General features: G+C 28.8%; 22 protein-coding genes and 1 riboswitch. Of the genes, 1 reads left to right on the forward strand and 21 read right to left on the reverse strand.

Annotated features, from left to right (window positions below):
* Positions 1–42: 42 nt before the first annotated feature.
* Together NG904_RS05475 and NG904_RS05480 are read right to left on the reverse strand one after the other, a co-directional pair.
* Complete coding sequence (locus NG904_RS05475) at positions 43–1,689, reverse strand: DAK2 domain-containing protein (RefSeq protein WP_252230349.1); 1,647 nt, start codon at positions 1,687–1,689, stop codon at positions 43–45.
* Positions 1,690–1,703: 14 nt separating this feature from the next.
* Positions 1,704–2,054, reverse strand: coding sequence for an Asp23/Gls24 family envelope stress response protein (locus NG904_RS05480; protein WP_012424803.1), 351 nt, complete (start codon positions 2,052–2,054; stop codon positions 1,704–1,706).
* A gap of 198 nt (positions 2,055–2,252) precedes the next feature.
* Here NG904_RS05480 and rpmB point away from each other — a divergent pair, with 198 nt between their 5' ends.
* On the forward strand, positions 2,253–2,444 hold the full coding sequence (rpmB, locus tag NG904_RS05485; protein ID WP_003373388.1) for a 50S ribosomal protein L28: 192 nt from the start codon (positions 2,253–2,255) through the stop codon (positions 2,442–2,444).
* A gap of 260 nt (positions 2,445–2,704) precedes the next feature.
* On the opposite strand, the gene NG904_RS05490 is transcribed toward rpmB, so the two are convergent.
* From NG904_RS05490 to NG904_RS05580, 19 genes are all read right to left on the reverse strand, one after another.
* A complete protein-coding gene (locus NG904_RS05490; protein ID WP_252212893.1) occupies positions 2,705–3,343 on the reverse strand; it encodes a thiamine diphosphokinase in 639 nt (212 codons plus the stop codon).
* 7 nt (positions 3,344–3,350) lie between these two features.
* Complete coding sequence (gene rpe / locus NG904_RS05495; protein WP_252230350.1) at positions 3,351–3,995, reverse strand: ribulose-phosphate 3-epimerase; 645 nt, start codon at positions 3,993–3,995, stop codon at positions 3,351–3,353.
* A complete protein-coding gene (gene rsgA, locus NG904_RS05500; protein WP_252212895.1) occupies positions 3,989–4,861 on the reverse strand; it encodes a ribosome small subunit-dependent GTPase A in 873 nt (290 codons plus the stop codon). Before rsgA ends, rpe begins: the two co-directional genes overlap by 7 nt.
* Positions 4,862–5,000: 139 nt before the next feature.
* Positions 5,001–6,926: a Stk1 family PASTA domain-containing Ser/Thr kinase gene (gene pknB / locus NG904_RS05505; protein WP_252230351.1), complete on the reverse strand. Its 1,926-nt coding sequence runs from the start codon at positions 6,924–6,926 to the stop codon at positions 5,001–5,003.
* A gap of 1 nt (position 6,927) precedes the next feature.
* Positions 6,928–7,647: a Stp1/IreP family PP2C-type Ser/Thr phosphatase gene (locus NG904_RS05510; protein ID WP_252230352.1), complete on the reverse strand. Its 720-nt coding sequence runs from the start codon at positions 7,645–7,647 to the stop codon at positions 6,928–6,930.
* Between the two features lies 1 nt (position 7,648).
* Entirely contained in the window at positions 7,649–8,692 is a 1,044-nt protein-coding gene (gene rlmN, locus NG904_RS05515) for a dual-specificity RNA methyltransferase RlmN (RefSeq protein WP_252230353.1), read from the reverse strand.
* Between the two features lie 14 nt (positions 8,693–8,706).
* Entirely contained in the window at positions 8,707–10,023 is a 1,317-nt protein-coding gene (gene rsmB, locus NG904_RS05520; RefSeq protein WP_252230354.1) for a 16S rRNA (cytosine(967)-C(5))-methyltransferase RsmB, read from the reverse strand.
* 17 nt (positions 10,024–10,040) lie between these two features.
* A complete protein-coding gene (locus NG904_RS05525) occupies positions 10,041–10,718 on the reverse strand; it encodes a zinc metallopeptidase (RefSeq protein WP_252212900.1) in 678 nt (225 codons plus the stop codon).
* Between the two features lie 40 nt (positions 10,719–10,758).
* Positions 10,759–11,688, reverse strand: coding sequence for a methionyl-tRNA formyltransferase (gene fmt / locus NG904_RS05530; protein ID WP_252226251.1), 930 nt, complete (start codon positions 11,686–11,688; stop codon positions 10,759–10,761).
* Between the two features lie 13 nt (positions 11,689–11,701).
* The gene (def, locus tag NG904_RS05535) at positions 11,702–12,145 is read right to left on the reverse strand and encodes a peptide deformylase (RefSeq protein ID WP_017352899.1); all 444 of its coding nucleotides are present in this window, start codon (positions 12,143–12,145) and stop codon (positions 11,702–11,704) included.
* 12 nt (positions 12,146–12,157) lie between these two features.
* The gene (gene priA, locus NG904_RS05540) at positions 12,158–14,359 is read right to left on the reverse strand and encodes a primosomal protein N' (RefSeq protein WP_252230355.1); all 2,202 of its coding nucleotides are present in this window, start codon (positions 14,357–14,359) and stop codon (positions 12,158–12,160) included.
* Positions 14,360–14,422: 63 nt separating this feature from the next.
* A complete protein-coding gene (gene coaBC / locus NG904_RS05545) occupies positions 14,423–15,601 on the reverse strand; it encodes a bifunctional phosphopantothenoylcysteine decarboxylase/phosphopantothenate--cysteine ligase CoaBC (RefSeq protein WP_252230356.1) in 1,179 nt (392 codons plus the stop codon).
* Between the two features lie 20 nt (positions 15,602–15,621).
* A complete protein-coding gene (gene rpoZ / locus NG904_RS05550) occupies positions 15,622–15,822 on the reverse strand; it encodes a DNA-directed RNA polymerase subunit omega (RefSeq protein ID WP_252230357.1) in 201 nt (66 codons plus the stop codon).
* Positions 15,803–16,441, reverse strand: coding sequence for a guanylate kinase (gene gmk, locus NG904_RS05555; protein WP_252230358.1), 639 nt, complete (start codon positions 16,439–16,441; stop codon positions 15,803–15,805). Before gmk ends, rpoZ begins: the two co-directional genes overlap by 20 nt.
* Positions 16,441–16,710: an extracellular matrix/biofilm regulator RemA gene (remA, locus tag NG904_RS05560; protein ID WP_252212906.1), complete on the reverse strand. Its 270-nt coding sequence runs from the start codon at positions 16,708–16,710 to the stop codon at positions 16,441–16,443. The genes gmk and remA overlap by 1 nt, the downstream gene beginning before the upstream one ends.
* Positions 16,711–16,723: 13 nt before the next feature.
* Positions 16,724–17,605, reverse strand: coding sequence for a YicC/YloC family endoribonuclease (locus tag NG904_RS05565; RefSeq protein WP_252212907.1), 882 nt, complete (start codon positions 17,603–17,605; stop codon positions 16,724–16,726).
* Positions 17,606–17,989: 384 nt separating this feature from the next.
* On the reverse strand, positions 17,990–19,357 hold the full coding sequence (locus tag NG904_RS05570) for an NCS2 family permease (RefSeq protein WP_252230359.1): 1,368 nt from the start codon (positions 19,355–19,357) through the stop codon (positions 17,990–17,992).
* 83 nt (positions 19,358–19,440) lie between these two features.
* Positions 19,441–19,542: riboswitch (purine riboswitch) on the reverse strand.
* Between the two features lie 108 nt (positions 19,543–19,650).
* Entirely contained in the window at positions 19,651–20,640 is a 990-nt protein-coding gene (locus tag NG904_RS05575) for an asparaginase (protein ID WP_252230360.1), read from the reverse strand.
* 152 nt (positions 20,641–20,792) lie between these two features.
* Entirely contained in the window at positions 20,793–21,215 is a 423-nt protein-coding gene (locus NG904_RS05580; RefSeq protein WP_252212910.1) for a PBECR3 domain-containing polyvalent protein, read from the reverse strand.
* Positions 21,216–21,330: the final 115 nt, after the last annotated feature.

Below are 21,330 nucleotides of genomic sequence, written 5' to 3' on the forward strand. Positions count from 1 at the left end.
CAATTAAGGTGCTTTTCAATTATATAATATTAGTAAATTTTATTATTCTACTGACATTAAGAAGTAGTACAAAGGTTGATTTCCTTTATATGCTTGAATATCTAAATCTTCAAATTCAGTCTCTAATTCTTCTACAAATTCATTAACTTTGTCTTCTTCGATTTCTTCTCCATAATAAATAGTTATTAGTTCGCTATCATCGTCTAACATATCTTTAAGAACTTGTTTAGCAACGTAAATTTTATCTTCCCCTACTTCTTTAATTTTTCCTTCTACTAATCCTAATATATTACCTTGTTTTATTTCTTTTCCATCAATTTCAGTATCTCTAACAGCATAAGTTATTGATCCTGTCTTTACTGAATTTATAACATCATTTAACTCTTCAACATTTTCTTCTGCTTCACATTCAGGATTAAACATAGTTATACAAGCTATTCCTTGTGGAATAGTTGTTGTAGGAATTACAATTATATGCTTATCTGATATTTCTGCTGCTTGATTGGCAGCCATAATTATATTTTTATTATTTGGCATAACAAAAATATGATCTGCATTTAATTTATCTATACAATCTAATATGTCTTGAGTAGATGGGTTCATTGTTTGACCACCTTCAATAACATAATCAACACCTGAATCTTTAAATATTTTTACGATTCCATCCCCCATAGCAACTGTTATAAATGCATATTTTTTATGATCTGCTTCATCAGTTGATACCTCATCCATTGGTATATTTTCATTTGATTGTAATTCTGTTAATAACTCTCTATGTTCTTCTCTCATATTATCAATTTTAATTTTTGATAATTCTCCTATTTTTACGGCATGAGATAGGACTAAACCTGGATCATTTGTATGAATATGAACTTTAATGACATCTTCATATCCAACAACAATCATAGAATCGCCAAGTGGTTCTATTATATTTTGAAATTCCTTTGCTTTTTTTGCATCACCAAGAATAATAAATTCAGTACAGTATCCAAATTTAATATCAATATCTTCAGTAGATTGTGCTCCTACCTTAGCTTCTGGTGAGCTTATCTTTATTTCTTGAATTTCAGCTTGTATTCCTTCTTTTAATGCTTCAAGCATACCTTGAAGTATAATATAAAGTCCCATACCACCTGAATCAACTACTTTTGCTTTCTTTAACGCTGGTAATAGCTCAGGAGTTTTATCAAGCATTATTTTAGAAGCTTTATTAACTTCCTCTAATAATGTTATTACATCTTTTGTTTCACACTCTACTGCGCATTCTGACGCTGCTCTTATTACAGAAAGTATTGTACCCTCTGTCGGTCTCATAACAGCCTTATAAGCTGCATTAGAACCCTCAAAGAACGCTACTGAAAGTTCAGTTCCGTCAACTTCTTCTTTTCCTTCTAAGCCTTTAGAAAATCCTCTAAGTATTTGTGATAAAATTACTCCAGAATTTCCTCTGGCCCCCATTAAAGCACCTTTTGCTAATTTTTTAGATATTTCTCCTATTGAATTAGAATTTATATTTTCTATTTCTTTAACTGCAGCCTTAAATGTCATTGACATATTAGTTCCAGTGTCACCATCTGGAACAGGAAATACATTCAAAGAATTTACAAATTCACTTTGTTCCAATAATCTATTACTAGCATTTACAACCATGTTATAAAAATCATGGCCATTTATTTTTTTAAATTCCATCTAATTTTAACCTCCTAGACTCTTACCGCTTGAACATTTACAGTTATTGATGAAACTTTTAATCCTGTGTAATTTTCAACGCTATAACGAACTTTTTGAATTATGTTGTTAGCTATAACCGATATTTTAGTTCCATATTCAACCATAACAAATAATTCGATTTGTAATCTATCTGTTTCTATAAGTTTTAGTTTTACACCTTTACTTAAATTTTCTACACGCATAAGTTCCCAAAAACCATCAGTAGCATTTTTAGAAACCATGCCAACAACTCCATAACATTCCATTGTTGATAACCCAACAATCTTAGCTAAGACTTCTTCAGAATAATTTATATTACCATTTTCATTTGAAAATCCAACCATAGCTATTCCTCCTAAAATACATTCCTTATTGTATATTCTATATTAGAAAGATATTTTATTCAAGAAATATATGTATAATAATCTTAATAATATCTTTTCTTTTATAAAATTAGCTTGCATATATAATATATTCTGTGTTATAATTCAATCTGTCCTATTGAAGATAATTATCTTTAGAATATAAGGAGGTGTTTTCTAGTGGCAAGAAGATGCGAAATTTGTGATAAAGGCGTTGTAGCAGGTGTACAATTCAGCCATTCACATCGTCAATCAAAGAGAACTTGGGCTCCTAACATAAAGAAAATAAAGGCTTTAGTTAATGGAACACCAAAAACTGTTCGTGTATGTACAAGATGCCTTAGATCTGGTAAGGTTCAAAGAGCAATATAGTTCAAATAAAAAATGCAATTATGATATGAATTGCATTTTTTATTTTTTTACCTTTTATTTTAGAGTTGTATGTATCACTCTATTATTTTTTTCTAAAAAATTTTATTATACTAGAAAAAAACTTCGGTAACTTAATTGCTATTATTTTCATTAATAACCCTCCTGAAAATTAATATACAAAAATTTTAGATTACTATATTAGTATTCAAGAGTACTAGAAAACGTTCCTATTTTTTATATTTTATTTCAAAATTACTTTATTAATCAACAGAATGTAATATTAATACCTCACCTTTATCATATTCTATATTTATACATGTATCTAAAAATTCATTACATATTGCCCTTGGATCTAATAAATTTATATTCTTTCCATTTGGTATATTATATTTAGCACCTGTAATTTTAAAATTTTTAACAACATCAGATAATGCGTGAAAAGAAATATTTTCACCTCTTTCACCATTTAAAACCATTTTATTTTTAGCTAAATATACTTTATTATTATTGTCTATTATTTCTAAATCTATTCCTTTTTTCTTATAGGATAAAAGTAAACCTATATTTCCTAACGTATGATCCATTCTAGTACCAGTAGCACCAAACAAATAGATTTTTTCCCCGCCTTTTTTTACAGCTTCCATTAAAGCCATCTCTGTGTCTGTATAATCTTTTTCTGGTGGGAATTTTAATACCTCTTTTACTACCTTCTTTAATTCATTTAAGCTTTCTTTGCTCATTGAATCAAAATCTCCAATGAGCAAATTAGGAATAATATTATATTTAAGAAGATATTCTCCACCTTTATCAGCTGCAATTATAAAGTCAACTTTTTTAATATATTGATTTATTAAGCTTTCTGATGGTGGATTTCCCCCACTTACAATCATTACTTTCATTTTATACTTATCTCCTTAAAGCTTTTATGTTTTCTTCTATATTTCCTCCTTTAAATACTGCTGATCCAGCAACTATTACATTAGCACCTGCTTCTACAACATCACTAATATTGCTTGAATCAACTCCTCCATCTACTTGTATTAATAATGATGAATTTGAATCTTTACTCATTTCCTTCACTTCTCTAATTTTTTCTAATGAATACGGTATAAATTTTTGTCCTCCAAATCCAGGATTAACAGACATTATTAAAACCATATCTAATTGAGCTATTAAATCTTTTAAAACCATAGTTGGAGTACCTGGATTTAAAGCAATTGCCGCTTTTTTACCTTTTGATTTAATATATTGAATTGTTCTATCTATATGTCTATCTGCTTCATAGTGAACAGTTATTAAATCAGCTCCTGCTTCTATAAAGTCATCTATATATTTTGATGGATTTTCTATCATTAAATGAACATCAAAAACTTTGTCAGTTTTATTTCTTATTGATTTCATGATTGGAAATCCAAATGATATGTTAGGTACAAAAGATCCATCCATAACATCTATATGAATAAACTCTGCTCCTGCTTTATCTATTCTTTCTACCTCCTCTCCTAATTTTGAAAAATCTGCTGATAATATTGATGGTGCTATTTTTACCATTTATTTTTTTCCCCCTCTATTATTTCTTCTAATGTTTTTATATAAAATTGATATCTATACTTATTAATTTTACCATCTTCAACGTCCTCTTTTATAGCACATTTTGGCTCTTTATTGTGTAAACACCCTCTATATTTGCAACTTTCATTATGCTCTTCAAATTCTGGAAAACAATATTTAAGATCTTCTTTATTCATAAGATCTTTTATTTCTAGGGTTGAAAATCCAGGAGTATCAACTATATATCCATTTGAAACTTCTATAAGTTCACTATGTCTTGTAGTATGTTTACCTCTTCCTATTTTCTCACTTACAATTCCAGTAAGCATATGTTCTTTGTCTGTAAGCTTATTTATCAATGTAGATTTACCTGCTCCAGACGGGCCGCATAGTACTGTTATATTGCCATTAATTTTTTCTTTAAGTATATCTGTTCCTAATCCTTCTTTTGCATTTATGTACAAAACTTCATATCCTATATCGTTAATTCTTTTTTTAACATTTTCTCTTTCTTCTTCTGAAACTAAATCTACTTTATTTAAACAAACAATTGCCTCTATATGATTATACTCACATAACACTAAAAATTTATTTAATAAATCAAAATTTATATCAGGACTTTTAATTGCAAATACCACAAAAGCTAATGAAATATTAGCTACAGCTGGTCTAAGTAATTCAGAACTTCTTTTTTCTATAGATTCAATAACGCCCTTACCATTTTCAACCTGTATTACTACATTGTCTCCAACCATCGGTTTAACATCCTTGTGTCTAAACTTTCCTCGAGCTTTACATTCTATTAAATTTTCTTCCACTTTTACATAATAAAATCCAGCTATACCTTTTATTATTTTTCCTTTCATACATTCCTCCATAATTAAATTTCCTATCTAATATAATAAACAAAATCATATTAAAAATGCAACTTATTTTTTAAATAAATAAACTATAAAAAACCATCTTAAAAAGTAAATTGAATTACTTTTTAAGACAGTCTCTTAATTATTCTACCTTTGGCGCTTTTGCACTTGGATGTTTTGCAGTTGCATCAACATTGCCTCCGCCCTCATCAACAGGTGGTTTGGTAGGTGTTTCTGTGTCTCCAGGATTTGTAGGTATTTGATTGTTATTGTTATTGTTATTTTCATTATTGTTATTATTTCCATTATTGTTGTTATTGTTATCCCCTGGATTTGGAGTTGGTGCTACAGGCGCTACATACTTACCTACTGTTATAGTAACTGGAGTCCATTGTTCTACCTTACTTCCCTCTATAGATTGTGATAATACTTTTCCATTCTTAGATTCATCATTTGTTTCTTTTTCTACAATAGAAATCTTTAATTTTGCATTATCTAATCTACTCTTTGCATCATCTAATGTTAATCCAATAACATTAGGTACAGTTGAAAGTCTAACTTGTGCACCCTTACTTACTACCACACTTATTTTTGTTGTAGTATCTACTTCTGTATTTTTTGAAGGAGTTTGACTTATTATTTGTCCTTTCGGCACATCATCACTATACTCCTCAGTAATATTATCTATTTTTAAGTTAAGTGATTGTAATATTTTATTTGCAGTATCAGTATCTTCTTCACGTAAATCTGGCATTTTTACTTTTGATTGGCCAGAACTTAAAATTACCCTAATTTTACTTTTTGCCTTTACAGAACTTCCAGCCTTAGGATCACTTTTTATAATAGTTCCTTCTGGTTCATCACTTTTTTCTGAACCAGCATCAACTAAAGTTAATTCCATTCCTTCAAGCTTAGATTTAGCTTCATCTAAAGTCATTCCAATTATATTAGGTAATTCTACCTCTTTACCTGCTCCTGAAGAGAATAATGTAAATATTCCTACACATAATAATATTAGAAATATTCCTCCTCCAACACCCAATAAAATCTTTTTGATTTTCTTACCATTGAATTTCTTTTCCTTAAACTCATCCTCGTCATCATAATCATCATAATCGTCATCATAATCATCATAATCATTGTCATTTGCTGATACAGCTTTAATTGCTGATTGTTTTGCTATCTCTTCTGTAACAGCTGACATTATTATAGTATGTTGATCATCACAAACTTTATCTATAACAGCATTAGGATTTTCTTTTATCTTTTCAAGGTCTTTTATGACTTCTTGTGCAGTTTGATATCTTTTGTTAGGTTCTTTTTCCATACATTTTAAGATAAGCTTATTTAAACTATCAGGAATTTTAGCGTTTATATTTTTAGGTGGTACAACTTGTTCCTGTAAATGCTTTAATGCAATAGTTACTGCTGTATCTGCTTCAAAAGGCAATGTTCCTGTGACCATTTCGTATATAACTACTCCTAGTGAGTATAAATCTGTTCTATAGTCAATGAATCCACCCTTTGCTTGTTCTGGAGAAAGATAGTGAGCTGATCCCATTATAGTGCTAGTGTTTGTAATAGTTGAAGAGGTTGTAGATTTAGCAATTCCAAAATCAGTAACCTTAATTACTCCATTGTCTGCTACTAAAATATTTTGTGGCTTTACGTCTCTATGAATTATTTTATTTCTATGAGCACAGTCTAAAGCTTTCGCTACTTGAATTGCTGAAACTATTGCTGACTCATAATTCATTTTACCTGTCTTTTGAATAATTTCTTTTAAGGTTTTTCCATCAACTAATTCCATAACAATATAGTTTATATCATCTTGTGTACCCACATCTAATATATTTACTATATTGCTATCATTTAATTTAGCAATAGCTGTTGCTTCTCCCTTAAACTTTTCAACTATTTCTTCATTATCGCAAAATTCTTTTTTAAGAATTTTAACTGCTACAAATCTATTTAATTTATTACATCTTGCTTTAAAAACTTCAGACATGCCACCTTCGCCTATTTTTTCAAGCAATTCATATCTATTTCCTAGTATCACACCATTCATACTACATCTCTCCTCCAAACAACAATACAGTTATGTTATCTCTTCCACCTTTTTCTTTGGCTAAACTCACTAATTCGTTAGCTGCACTTATATAATCATTTTCCACCTTAATTATATTTAATATTTCATAATTTGTTAATTCATTTGTTAACCCATCTGAACATAATAAATATTTATCATATTTAGAATTTTCTAATGTAAAAACATCAACTTTTACATTTTCACTAGTTCCTAATGCTCTTGTTATTATATTTTTCTTAGGATGATTCAATGCATCTTTTTCCGTTATGCTTCCACAATCAATTAGCTCTTGTACTAATGAATGATCTTTGGTTATTTTAACAATTTCATTGTTCTTTATAGCTAAACATGAACTATCACCAACATTTGCAATGTGAATAAAATTTTTAGTTATTAAACAAGCTGTTACAGTAGTTCCCATTCCATTTAAGCTTTCATTACTTTTAGAATATTTAAAAACTACCTTGTTAGATACTTTAATAGCATCTTCTATTAAAGTATCTTTTTCTGCGGAATTAAAATTTTCTTCTACATATTTTACAATATGTTCAGCAGCCATTTTGCTTGCCACTTCTCCAGCATTATGTCCACCCATCCCATCTGCAACAACATATAGTTTAAACTCATCTTTTTCTAAATAAATTGCAAAATCTTCATTTAAAACTCTTCTTAATCCTACATCACTAACTAATCCAACCATTTTATTCCCCCCTTGTTTCTTGGGTCTTTATATAACTTCTCCTAAGTTGTCCACAAGCTGCATTAATATCGCTTCCCATTTCACGTCTAACAGTTACTTCTATTCCTAAATTACTTAATATGTTTGCAAAATCTTGTATTGTTTCTTTAGATGATTTCTTAAATGTACGTTCTTTTATTTCATTTACAGGTATTAAGTTAACATGACAAAGCATTCCCTTTAACAATTTACCTAAAGCTCTTGCATCTTCTTTAGAATCATTAATATCCTTAACTAGCGAATACTCAAAAGTTATTCTTCTTTTAGTCTTATTTATAAAATACTTACACGCATTTAAAATTTCATCAATACTATATTTATTAGCTATTGGCATAATCTCTTTTCTTTTTTCATCACTAAATGCATGTAATGAAATAGCAAGAGTTATGCTAAGTTCTTTATCTGCAAGTTCATATATCTTAGGTACAATACCACAAGTAGATAATGTTATATGTCTTTGGCCTATATTTAGTCCATACTCTGCAGAAACTACGTCTAAAAATTTTATTACATTCTCATAATTGTCTAATGGTTCACCACTCCCCATTAAGACAACATTTGAAATTCTCTCACCTATATGATTTTGAACCACTAATATTTGAGATAATATTTCACCTGTAGTTAAATTTCTAATTCTACCATCTATTGTTGAAGCACAAAATTTACATCCCATCCTACAACCCACTTGAGTAGATATACATATAGAATTTCCATGCTTATATCTCATTAAAACACTCTCTATTAAATTTCCATCAGAAAACTTAAATAAAAACTTTTCTGTACCATCAAGTTCTGATTTATATATTTGCTCAATTTCTGGCAGTACTATTTCAAAATTTTCTTCAAGCTTTTTTATTAAAGATTTAGGCATATTTCTCATATCACTAAAGTTTCTAACATTTTTGTATATCCAAGACATAATTTGCTTAGCTCTAAAAGAACTTTCATTGTTTTCTTTCATCCATAATGTTAGTTCTTCCAGAGTATAATCTAATATGTTTTTCATTTATTCACCTACTATTATTGCTTTTCTAGTTTTGCAACAAAGAATCCATCCATTTTTGCATTTGGAAGTATTGTTAATGTACCATTTTTATTGTAAATTAAGTTATCTTCTTTTCCTATGAATATAGTTTTTAATTTACAATCTTTATGAGTATTTAAGAACCATTCTATGTTTTCTTCATTTTCTTCTTTATTAAGGGTGCAAGTTGAATATATCATAACTCCACCATTTTTTAAGTATTCCCATGCATTATTCATTATTTCTCTTTGAACAGGAATTATTTCTCTTAAATTTTCTCTTGTTTTATTCCATTTTATTTCAGGTTTCTTTCTTATTATACCTAAGCCTGAACATGGAACATCTATAAGTACTCTATCAGCATATGAAATTAATTCTGCATTTAGTTTTGTTGCATCACCTAATTCAATTTTCACATTATTTAAATCAAGTCTTTCACAATTTTCTTTTATTAAACCAAGCTTAGATTCATGTACATCAAATGCTCTAACTTCGCCTGTGTTTTGTAATAATTCAGCTATATGAGTTGTTTTTCCTCCTGGAGCACTACATAAGTCTAACACTTTCATATCATTTTCTAATTCAAGTAAAGGTGCAACTAACATAGCACTTTCATCTTGAACAGTAATTTCACCATCTTTGAATAATGGATTTTCTTGTATTGAACTTCCACCTTTTATTAATATAGCTTCTGGACACATAAATCCTTCTTCAACACAATATTCCATCTCTTCTAATTTTTCAAATACTTCATCATACTCGCACTTAGTATCATTAACTCTAACAGTTGTTTGTGGAATTTGATTTAAACCAACCATTATTTTCTTAGCAAGATCTTCTCCATATTGTTTAATTAGAAGTCTTATCATCCATGGTTCAAAGGAAAACTTATATGCATACTCATTAATCTTATTTCCACTGATTGTTATATCATCTGGATCTTTTGAGAAGTTTCTAAGAATACCATTCACAAGTTTTCCTGCTTCTGGAGATATTTTTTTTGCTTCATCAACAGCTTCATTACATGCTGCATATGTTGGTACCTTATCTAAGAATGTCATTTGATATATAGCCACTCTTAAAATATTTAGTACTTCATGATCCATAAGCTTTATATCTCTTACAAAATTAGCTATTATAAGATCTAATGTTTTCTTTCTTCTTAAAACACCATAAACTATTTCTGTTAATAATGCTTTATCTCTTTCTTCTAAATTTGCTTCGTTTAGTTCATTTGAAAGAATAATATTTGAATATGCTCCTTCATCAATAACTCTTTTTAATATTTTTACTGCTAAATTTCTACAATTCATACGCTACCTCTTTTTTCCTAATCTCTATCGCTTATCGCAATAAGTCTAATTAATTGTGATATTGCCATTAATGCTGCTGCTACATAAGTCATTGCTGCTGCATCTAAAACCTTTGCTGCGCCTTTTACTTCATCACCATATAAAATATTTCTTGATTTTAATATATTTAACGCTCTACTTGAAGCATTAAATTCAACTGGTAATGTTATTAATTGGAATATTACCGCCGCAGAAAATAGTATTATTCCTAAGGTTACTAAACTTTTTAATCCCATCAGTATTCCTGCAAAAAACAATATCCATGAAAAATTGGAACTAATATTTACAGCAGGAACTATTGAATTTCTTATTATTAAAGGTTTATAAGCTTCTTTATGCTGGATTGCATGACCCACTTCATGGGCTGCAATACCTGCTGCTGATATTGTCTGACCTCTATATACTTCTGGAGATAATCTTAAAACTCTATTTGATGGGTCATAATGATCTCCTAGTTTTGTATTTACTAGTTCAATTCTTATATCATAAAGTCCTGCTTCATCTAACATCATTCTTGCAATTTGCTCTCCAGTGTATCCATTCATAGCACTTACTTTACTATATTTACTATAAGCTGAATTAACTTTTGTTTGTGCCCAAAAAGCTATTATTATTGCAGGAACTAATATAATCATCGTTGGATCAAAATAAAACATAAGCTTTCCTCCTATTCTCTAAATTATACCTTTTTATATGTTATTCACCTAATATTATATCCTTATCTATACTATGACCATTTATATACTGCTCTATAGTAAGTGGTTTTCCATTAGGGAATTGTACCTTTTCAATTATTAATACATTTTTGCCACATGCAACCTTAACACCATCTTTGTTAACTTCTATTATTGTGCCTGGCTTATTAGAAACTTCTTTATATAAAACTTTTGTTTTATATAATTTCATTCTTTCGCCTTTATATTCAGTGTAAGCAATAGGCCAAGGATTTAAACCTCTAACAAGATTATGAATATCATAAGCATCCTCATTCCAATTTATATGTGCTAATTCTTTATCAAGCATTTTAGCATAGAAAGTTTCTCCTTCTTGCTTTACAGGCTTTATACTTCCATTACATAATCCTTCTATTGTTTTCAGTAAAAGTTCTCCACCACTTATCATTAAAATATCATGTAATTCTCCAGTTGTCATATCTTCATGAATTTCAACTTCTTCTTTTAATAACATGTCACCTGTATCTAAGCCTACATCCATCAACATAGTAGTATTTCCCGATTTTTTTTCACCTTTTATTATAACCCAATTTAATGGTGCTGCCCCTCTATACATAGGCAATAATGAAGCATGTAAATTTATACAACCATATTTAGGTATATCTAATACTTCTTTAGTTAATATTTGACCAAATGCAACTACTATAATAAAATCAGGATTTATTTCTTTTAATTTTTCAATTATTTCTTTATCATCCTTTAATTTTATTGGTTGATACACAGGTATATCATGCTTTAAAGCTTCTTCTTTAACTTGAGAATATGCAAGCTTTTTTCCTCTTCCTTTTGGTTTATCTGGTTGAGTAAGAACTGCCTTAACTTCATGTTCTTCTACTAATTTTTTTAAAGATGGAACTGCAAATTCTGGTGTTCCCATAAATACTATTTTCATTTATTAAGGCCTCCTATTTTTTAGTAGTTCTGTCGATAAATAGAGTTCCATTTAAGTGATCATATTCATGTAAAATAGCTCTTGCTAAAAGTTCTTCAGCTTCTATTTCAAACTCTTCTCCCTTTTCATTTAAAGCTCTAGCTTTAACATAATTAGGTCTCATAACAGGTTCTGTTTTACCTGGTAAACTTAAACAACCTTCTTCATCAACTTGTTTTCCATCAGTATCTAATATTTCAGGATTTATAAATACTAAAGGACCTTCTCCAATATCTACAATAAATAATCTCTTTAATATTCCAACTTGTGGTGCTGCAAGACCTACTCCATCTGCATCATACATTGTTTCAAGCATATCTTTAATTAGTGTTACTAATCTTTCATCTATTTTTTCAACTTCTCTACATTTTTTTCTTAAAACAGAATCTCCATATTTTCTTATATTTCTTAATGCCATCTAAAATTCCCCCTATGTCATATTATTAGGATTTATATCAATACTAATCCTTATTTCATTATATACACTCTTATTTAATAGATAAAGTGTATCTTTTACTTTTTTACTAAATTCATCACTTAAATTACCTTTTATTATTATCTGCCATCGATATTTATCCTTTAACTTGGTAATTATGCAAGGCACTGGACCTAACAATGTAAGTCCCGTTCCTATTATTAACTTTTCCAATTCCTTCTGTAAATTATACATAAATATTTTCAATTTTTCCTGAAATTTAGAAGTTCCATTAATTATTAATATCTTTGTGAAAGGTGGATTATCCATAAGACTTCTAAATCTAATTTCTTCCTCAAAGAAAGACTTATAGTCACCATTTTTAGCATGTATTAAACTATAGTGATTAGGAGTATATGTTTGAACTATTACTAATCCATCCTTTTCTCCTCTTCCTGCTCTTCCTGCTACTTGAGTTATAATTTGAAAAGTTCTTTCTCCACATCTATAATCTGGAATATTTATAGAAATATCAGCTGCTAATACTCCAACCAGTGTTACATTTGGAAAATCCAATCCTTTGGCAATCATTTGAGTACCAATTAAAATATCTCCCTCTCCATTTTTAAATGAATTATATATAGATTCATGTGAATTTTTATGTCTAGTAGTATCAACATCCATTCTCAATACTCTAGCTTTTGGAAAATATTTTTTCACTTCTGTTTCTACTCTCTCAGTACCTGCACCAAAATACTTCACATATTTACTTTTACATTTTGGACATATTTTTTGTTCTCTTTCTGCTCTTCCGCAATAATGACATATCAAATATCCATTTTTATGATAAGTCATTGAAACATCACATTCTGGACATTTAAAAACATATCCACAACTTCTGCAAGAAATAAAAGTTGACATTCCCCTCCTATTTAAAAACAAAATAGTTTGATTTTTATTTTTAAGATTTTTATCAATTTCATTATAGAGAGCCTTACTAAATAAAGATAAATTATTTGATTTTAATTCTTCTCGCATATCTATTATATCAAACTTTGGCATATCTTTTTTATTCACTCTTTTATTCATCTCTATCAGCTTATATTTGCCTTCCAAAGCTTTATAATAACTTTGAATACTTGGAGTAGCAGAACCTAATATAAGCTTACATCCTTGCATTTCAGTAATAAATTCTGCAACTTCAATAGTATTATACTTAGGATTTTGTTCTGATTTATAAGTTGTTTCATGCTCTTCATCTATTATGATTAACCCCAAATTTTGCATTGGTAAAAAAAGAGCACTTCTAGCGCCTATAACTAGTTTAGATTTACCTTCTTTTATTCTAAACCATTCATCAAATCTTTCTCCCTCAGAAAGTCTACTATGAAAAAGAGAGATATTGCTTCCGAATCTTCCTTTAAATCTTTCAATCATTTGAGGCGTTAATGCAATTTCTGGCACCAATATTATACATCCCTTGTTTTGCTTTAACATATCTGCTACTAAATGCATATAAACTTCCGTTTTTCCTGAACCAGTTACTCCCTTTATGAGGTATTTTTTTTTATTTCCATTTACAATGGTATCAAAAGCTTTTTGTTGTTCTAATGTTAATGTTTTAGAAGAATATTCAGAATAGCTTTTAATATTATATCTAAAAACCACTTGCTCTTCACATTTCAAAATTCCTGCTTCTATTAATTTATTTAAAGAATAACTTGAAAATCCATTGTCTTTTGTTATTTCACTTTTGGTAAATAAGCCCTCATTTTGTGATATAAATTCATACAACTTTATATAATTATCTTTTTTAAATTTTTCATCTTCCAATTGTTTGTCTGTATATATCACACGTCTTTTTTTATTCTTTAAACCTTTCATAATTCCAACAGGTATTAAAAGTCTTATTCCATCTATATATTTACAAAGATATTTATTTCTCAAAAAATTAATAAGATCAATATCTGCTTTTGTTAAAATAGGATAGTCTTCACAAACATCTACAATATATTTAATCCTATATTTAAATTCCAACTCTTCAGTTAAAATTTTAAATACAAAGCCATCAACATTTCTATTTCCTTTTCCAAAAGGAACTTTTACTCTATATCCAATACCAACTTTATCAATGAATTCATCTGATATTTTATATGTAAATGGTCTATCTACTTCATTTGCATCACTATTTATAATTATTTCAGCATAAATGCTCATATAAATTCACCCTTTTTAATATACCTTATTAACATATACTTGTATAATAAGAAGAAAGCGCATTTAGCGCTTTCCAATAATATCAAATAATTTGCTAGCAATCTCATTTTTGCTTGTTTTATCTATTGGGATCTCTTCATCTTTATTAGATAAAATAATTACTCTATTATCTTCAGAAGCAAAACCAGTATCTTCACTTGTTATATCATTTGCAACTATATAATCCAAATTTTTACTTATAAGCTTTTTTTTAGCATTTTCTTTTAAATTTTGACTTTCAGCAGCAAACCCAACTAAAATTTGATTTTTCTTTTTGCGTCCTAGTTCCATAAGAATATCATTATCTCTAGTGAAAGCTAATTCTAAATCTCCATCACCTTTTTTTATCTTCTGACTACTATATTCTTTTGCTTTATAATCAGCTACAGCAGCTGATTTTACAACTACATCAGAATTATCAAAATACTTGTTTATTTCTTCTTTCATTTCACTATTAGTAGAAACTCTAATAAAATTAATATTTGTTGGTATTTCTAATGAAGTTGGACCAGAAATCAATGTAACATTAGCACCTCTATCTCTGGCTTCTTTAGCTATCGCATATCCCATTTTCCCAGTTGATCTATTAGTTATATATCTAACTGGATCTATTGGTGATATTGTGGGACCTGCTGTAACTAAAACATTTTTATTAGCTAAATCTTTTTTAGTAAATTGTGATATCACTCTATCTACAATTACTTTTGGATCTTCAAGTTTTCCTTTTCCTATGTCTCCACAAGCAAGTCTACCACATGCTGGTTCTATAAATTCATATCCTAAATTCTTAAGTTTTTCTATATTTCCTTGAACTATTGGATTTTCATACATATTAGTATTCATGGCTGGTGCAAAAATTACTTTTGCTTTAGTTGCCATGATAGTTGTTGATAACATATCATCAGCTATTCCATTTGCAACTTTGCCAATTATATTAGCTGTTGCTGGTGCTACTAAAAAAACATCTGCTTTCTCAGCTAAACTTATATGCTGAATTTCCCATGCTTTTGGTTCAGAAAACATATCATATATAACCATATTTTGACTAAGTGATTGAAATGAAAGTGGAGTAACAAATTCAGTAGCTGATTTTGTCATTATTACTCTAACTTCAACATCTTGCTTTCTAAGTAAGCTTACTACTTCTAAAGCTTTATAAACAGCTATTCCTCCGCTTACGCCTAATACCACACACTTTTTCATAATACTCAAATCCCTTTTAATTATTCTTCATATTTTACAACATCTTCATTTACTTCATTAATTGCAATTGTTAGTGGTTTGTGAGAATCTACTTTAACTAATGGTTCTGCACCTTCAATTATTTCTCTAGCTCTTTTTGATGTTAAAATTACTAAAGAATATCTGTCCCCCACCTTTGTTAATAAGTCTACTATTGATGGATTAATCATAGAGTTGTTCATGTATTAAGTCCTCCTTTGAATCTAATATACTATGTTTTAACCTATCTACCCTACATTTTTCAGCTAATATTACTGCTTCTAACTTTTCTACTGCAACGTTAACTTCATCATTAACTACTGCATAATTATATTTAGAAACAAAATTTATTTCTTTATAGGCAGATTTAAATCTCTTCATAAGAGATTCCGGGGTTTCACTTCCCCTTTTAATAATTCTTTGTTTTAATTCTTCCATAGAAGGTGGTAATATAAATATAAATACACCTTCTTCTGTATTTTCTTTTACTTTTAATGCACCTTGTATATCTATTTCTAAAATTACATCTCTACCGCTGTCTAACATTTTATCAACATTTGATTTAGGTGTTCCATAGTAATTTCCATATACTTCTGCATGTTCTAAAAAATCATTCTTTTCTATTCTTGTTATAAAATCCTCTTTAGATAAAAAATGATAATTAACACCATCTACTTCACCATTTCTTGGTGATCTAGTTGTTGCTGAAACTGATAATAATAAATTATCGTTTTTTTCAAGTAACTCTTTGCATATCGTACCTTTTCCTGCACCTGATGGTCCCGATATAACAATTAACAGACCTCTTTTTTTATCATTCATTATTCATCGACCTCTTCAACAACTTCATCTTTAGTAGATAGTCTATGAGCAACTGTTTCAGGTTGTACTGCTGATAATATAACATGATCACTATCTGTTATTATTACAGCTCTTGTTCTTCTTCCGTATGTCGCATCTATTAACATACCTCTATCTCTTGCTTCTTGAATTATCCTTTTTATTGGTGCTGATTCAGGACTTACGATAGCAACTAATCTATTAGCAGAAACTATATTACCAAAACCTATGTTTATTAATTTTATTCCCATATTTTTCCTCCTATTATTCTATATTCTGTACTTGCTCTCTTATCTTCTCTATAGTATTTTTTATATCTATAACTTTATTTGTCATACAAATATCTACTGATTTAGATCCAATAGTATTGGCTTCTCTATTCATTTCTTGAATTATAAAATCTAATTTTCTTCCTATTGGTTCTTCTAATCCTAACGTTTGTCTAACTTGATTTAAGTGACTTTTAAGTCTTACAATTTCTTCATCAACAGCTGCTTTATCAGATAAAATTGCAATTTCTTGAGCAATTCTTGATTCATCTAAATCTATATCAGTTAATAATTCAGATAATCTCTCTTCAAGTTTTTGTTTATAATTTTTAGGAATTTCATCTGCTAATTTTTCTATTTCTATTACAAATTTTTCTATTGTATCTATTTTCATTAAAATATCATTTTTTAACTTTTCCCCTTCTCTTATTCTCATATCATTCATTAAATCAATAGAATTTTCTATCAAAGGCAATAGTTCTTTTAATATTTCTTCTAAATTTTCTTCTTTTTCAACTAAAGTTAGTACATCAGGCAATCTTGATATCTTAGTAGTTGTTATATCATCTACTAAATCTAATTCTTCCTGTATTAACTTCAAGCAATCATAGTATTTTTTAGCCAACTTAATATCAACTGTAGGCTCTATATTTTCTTTTGAATAGCTTTTATAGTTTATAAAAACGTCCACTTTACCCCTATTTAGTTTACTATTAATTAGTCCTCTAATCTTTTCTTCTAGAGATAGCATAGTTTTAGGCATTCTAATATTAATATCTAAGTATCTATGATTTACGCTCTTCATTTCAACTGAAAAAACCATGCCACTATTTTTATCACTTTGAGCACGCCCAAAACTTGTCATGCTTTTAACCATTTTAGTACACCTCCTTTATTTATAAGAAGTAATTCTTTAATTATAATAATTAATTTGCTATGTTAAGTCAACTCTTTGTTCATAATTTATTCACATTTAAATTTATTCATAATTAATTTTTTCATTTATTTTATAAATAAATAAAGTATGTATCTAATGTTCAATAGTAAACATTAGATACATACTTTTAATTATCCCCTTTAAAACTTTAATCCATAGCTGAAAGTTCGCTTTATTTTAAAATAAGGCTCTGTTTAAAATGTGTGTTGATATATGCANNGGACTATACTCATTTTAGTATTCCTAAGTTCAATTACTCCGCCCACTTTGCTTATGCATATATCAACACCCTGCTAAAACAGAATCTAAAATAAAAATTTTATATTATAATACTGTTAATTTCACTAAGAAGATAAGTGCTAAAATTACCATAACCCAAGAAACTTTTTTCTTATCTTCTTTTTTAGAGAAAAGGTTATATAATAAATTTATAAATACATATGATAATATACCAAATGTTAGCCCATCTCCAATACTATAAGTAAGAGGCATCAAAGCGATTGTCACAAATGCTGGAAGCCCTTCTGTAATTTCATTAAAATCTATGTTTTTAGCTGCTCCAAGCATTAAATATCCCACATATATTAAAGCCGGTGCTGTAGCACATGATGGTATTGCAATAAAAATTGGTGAAAAGAACATTGCAATTAAGAATAAAACCCCTGTTGTAATAGCAGTCCATCCTGTTCTTCCTCCTGCTGCAACCCCTGTTGAGCTTTCTACATAAGTTGTTACTGTTGAAGTTCCAAGGCATGCTCCTACGGTTGTCCCAATAGCATCTGCAAGTAGTGCTTTTCCTGCATTAGGAACTTTCCCTTCCTCATCAAGCATTCCTGCTCTTGAGCTAACTCCTACTAATGTTCCTACTGTATCAAAGAAATCTACAAACAAGAATGTGCATACTACTGTTATAAATAATCCAATATTATCTGGATGAAATGCATATCCTAGATCCACCTTACCTGCAATAGGAGCAAGACTTTCAAATTTAAAAATCCCATTTGGTAAATATATACCCAAGTCAGCTGCCACTGATGGATTTTTTAAAGCATATCCCCAAGCCAATAAAGTACTTACTAAAATCCCAACTAAAATTGAACCTTTTATTTTCTTTTTATCTAATACTGCGATAATTATTAATCCAACACAAGTGATTGTAACTGTAGGAATTGTGAAATCACCTAGTCCTAATAAAGTTGCATCATTGTTTACAACTACTCCACTGCCTACAAATCCAATAAATGCAATAAACAATCCAATTCCAGCCGTAACTGCATATTTCATATTCTCTGGAATTGCATTTACAACAGCTTCACGAATTTTAAATAATGACATTAAAATAAATATAATACCTTCTACAAATACTGCTGTTAATGCTACCTCCCATGATATCCCTTTTCCTAATACAACTGAAAATGCAAAATATGCATTTAATCCCATTCCAGATGCTAAGGCAAAAGGTAGATTTGCAAACACTCCCATGAATATTGTTGCCAAAGCTGCTGATAAACAAGTTGCTGTTACAAGCGCTCCACTTGGCATACCTGTTGCACTTAACATGTTAGGATTTACAGCAATTATGTAAGCCATTGTTAAGAAAGTAGTTACCCCAGCTACTATTTCTTTTTTAAAATCAACCTTTTCATTAGAAAATATTTCAAATATTCTTTCAGACTTTTTTTCTTGTTGCATTTTTATTCCTCCTAAATTATTCAACTAAAAAAAGTCCCTATGGTTTCATTTGATAACTCATAGCGACTTAATTATTAATAATAAATTAATATAGTCTTACTCATAGTCAAATTATTTACGGCAATCTGGTAGATACTTGTGAACCATATTATCACAATTATATGAGTTATCCCTTTTACAAATATTATTATACCCGCCAATCCGAACATTGTCAATTAAAAAAGGTTTAATTACTTGTTTTTTTCTTATTTTCCCGAACATTTTATTTTATTTTATTTTATTTATTCAGTTTTTTATATTTCGTATGTATCTTTTTCAAATATTTCTCTTATTTTAGTTAAATTATCATTATGATTTACAGCTACTAATAATTTTATTCTAGCCTTCTGTCCAGATAATACATCTCCAAATATAACTCCATACTCTCTAAGATTTTTTCCACCACCTAAATATCCATAAGATTCAAATACTCGTCCTTCAAAGCATCTTGATACTATTACAACTGGAATTTCGTTTTTAATAGCTCTCTTAATTCCATCTACCATTAAAGGAGGTACATTTCCTCTTCCTAACGCCTCAATTACTACTCCTTTATATCCATTAGTAATAACAAAATCTATAAATTTTGAATCCATACCAGAAACGCACTTAATTAAAGCTACATCTTTTTCCGTACTCTTTATTTTAACGTGTATAGATTTAGAATTTTCTCTATAAAAAATAACTCTATTATTATCAACTATTCCGATGGGTCCAAAATTAGGTGTACTAAAAGCATTTAATGCCATTGAATTTCTTTTGGTTACTTCTGTTGCACTATGTAATTCACTATTAAAACATACTAAAACGCCCCTATTTTTAGCACTATCAGAAATTGCTGTGCATATTGATGTAGCTAAATTAAAAGGTCCATCATATCCCAGTTCATCACTGCTTCTCATTGCTCCAGTAACGACTACTGGTTTATCAGTATTTAAAGTTAAATCTAAAAAGTATGCCGTTTCTTCTAAAGTATCAGTTCCATGAGTTATTACAACACCGCTTATATCAGCTCTGTCTAATAATTTTTGAACCAAATTTGACAATTCAAGCATTAATTCAGAAGTCATATGTGGCGATGGTAAATTAGAAAATGTATGACTTTCAATTTCAGCAAACTTCTGAATCCCTGTTACCATTTGCATTATTTCTTCTCCACTTAAACTAGGAACTGCTGCTTTTATTTTTTCATCTACTTTCATAGATATAGTTCCACCATTAAATATTATTGCTATTTTTTTCATCTATTCTTCCTCCATATAAACATAGTTACATTCTAATATATAATTCTATTTTTTATTTTTATCATAAAAATACTCTTGGAAACCCAAGAGTATTTAAATTATTTTGTTAATGTCTAAATATCCTACATTCCATTTAAAGATTACTTAGTTAATTAAAATATATCCTGAGATTTTTCATCATTGCAACTTATTAACCTTCCACTATTTAACCTTGAAACTATTCTAGATTCTGTTATAGGATACATAGTTGCTACATATATATATTGACCTTCTTCATCATACTCTAATGCTAAAAGAATATTACTATCAATCTTTTTTACTAATTCTAATGCCCCATCGTTACTTCTTAAAGGATCTATTCCTATATAATCTGGGCACCTAATTATCTCTTCCATAATTTTTATTATATGATTTTTAACTCTTTTAGTAAATTGTTTTCCATGTTTTTTTATTATATGATTTATTACTCTGGAAGATATATAAACAGATGATGGAAAGTCATATTCTATAAGTTCTTCAATTAAAGATATATTTAAATTGCCAACTTTCTTATAGATTCTATACATTTTTTTCATGATATCCCTCATTTTATATTCTTTATTTTATTATATAATATTAGGATAGCCTCTTCTATGAATTTTAAAATATTAATATAAAATTTATTAATATGTAGAACAAAATCGCTAAGGC

This window comes from Clostridium sp. ZBS15, from assembly GCF_023845705.1.
GTDB lineage: Bacteria > Bacillota > Clostridia > Clostridiales > Clostridiaceae > Clostridium > Clostridium aquiflavi.

Coding starts and splice junctions, on each gene's coding strand:
- NG904_RS05475 (WP_252230349.1), bottom strand. CDS start 1,689: ATGGAATTTAAAAAAATAAATGGCCATGATTTTTATAACATGGTTGTA.
- NG904_RS05480 (WP_012424803.1), bottom strand. CDS start 2,054: ATGGTTGGATTTTCAAATGAAAATGGTAATATAAATTATTCTGAAGAA.
- NG904_RS05490 (WP_252212893.1), bottom strand. CDS start 3,343: ATGAAAGTAATGATTGTAAGTGGGGGAAATCCACCATCAGAAAGCTTA.
- rpe (WP_252230350.1), bottom strand. CDS start 3,995: ATGGTAAAAATAGCACCATCAATATTATCAGCAGATTTTTCAAAATTA.
- rsgA (WP_252212895.1), bottom strand. CDS start 4,861: ATGAAAGGAAAAATAATAAAAGGTATAGCTGGATTTTATTATGTAAAA.
- pknB (WP_252230351.1), bottom strand. CDS start 6,926: ATGAATGGTGTGATACTAGGAAATAGATATGAATTGCTTGAAAAAATA.
- NG904_RS05510 (WP_252230352.1), bottom strand. CDS start 7,647: ATGGTTGGATTAGTTAGTGATGTAGGATTAAGAAGAGTTTTAAATGAA.
- rlmN (WP_252230353.1), bottom strand. CDS start 8,692: ATGAAAAACATATTAGATTATACTCTGGAAGAACTAACATTATGGATG.
- rsmB (WP_252230354.1), bottom strand. CDS start 10,023: ATGAATTGTAGAAATTTAGCAGTAAAAATATTAAAAAGAGTTATTGAT.
- NG904_RS05525 (WP_252212900.1), bottom strand. CDS start 10,718: ATGTTTTATTTTGATCCAACGATGATTATATTAGTTCCTGCAATAATA.
- fmt (WP_252226251.1), bottom strand. CDS start 11,688: ATGAAAATAGTATTTATGGGAACACCAGAATTTGCAGTTCCATCTTTA.
- def (WP_017352899.1), bottom strand. CDS start 12,145: ATGGCATTAAGAAATATAAGAAAATATGGAGATTCTGTTTTAAGAAAA.
- priA (WP_252230355.1), bottom strand. CDS start 14,359: ATGAGCATTTATGCTGAAATAATTATAAATAGTGATGCAAATGAAGTA.
- coaBC (WP_252230356.1), bottom strand. CDS start 15,601: ATGAAAAAGTGTGTGGTATTAGGCGTAAGCGGAGGAATAGCTGTTTAT.
- rpoZ (WP_252230357.1), bottom strand. CDS start 15,822: ATGAACAACTCTATGATTAATCCATCAATAGTAGACTTATTAACAAAG.
- gmk (WP_252230358.1), bottom strand. CDS start 16,441: ATGAATGATAAAAAAAGAGGTCTGTTAATTGTTATATCGGGACCATCA.
- remA (WP_252212906.1), bottom strand. CDS start 16,710: ATGGGAATAAAATTAATAAACATAGGTTTTGGTAATATAGTTTCTGCT.
- NG904_RS05565 (WP_252212907.1), bottom strand. CDS start 17,605: ATGGTTAAAAGCATGACAAGTTTTGGGCGTGCTCAAAGTGATAAAAAT.
- NG904_RS05570 (WP_252230359.1), bottom strand. CDS start 19,357: ATGCAACAAGAAAAAAAGTCTGAAAGAATATTTGAAATATTTTCTAAT.
- NG904_RS05575 (WP_252230360.1), bottom strand. CDS start 20,640: ATGAAAAAAATAGCAATAATATTTAATGGTGGAACTATATCTATGAAA.
- NG904_RS05580 (WP_252212910.1), bottom strand. CDS start 21,215: ATGAAAAAAATGTATAGAATCTATAAGAAAGTTGGCAATTTAAATATA.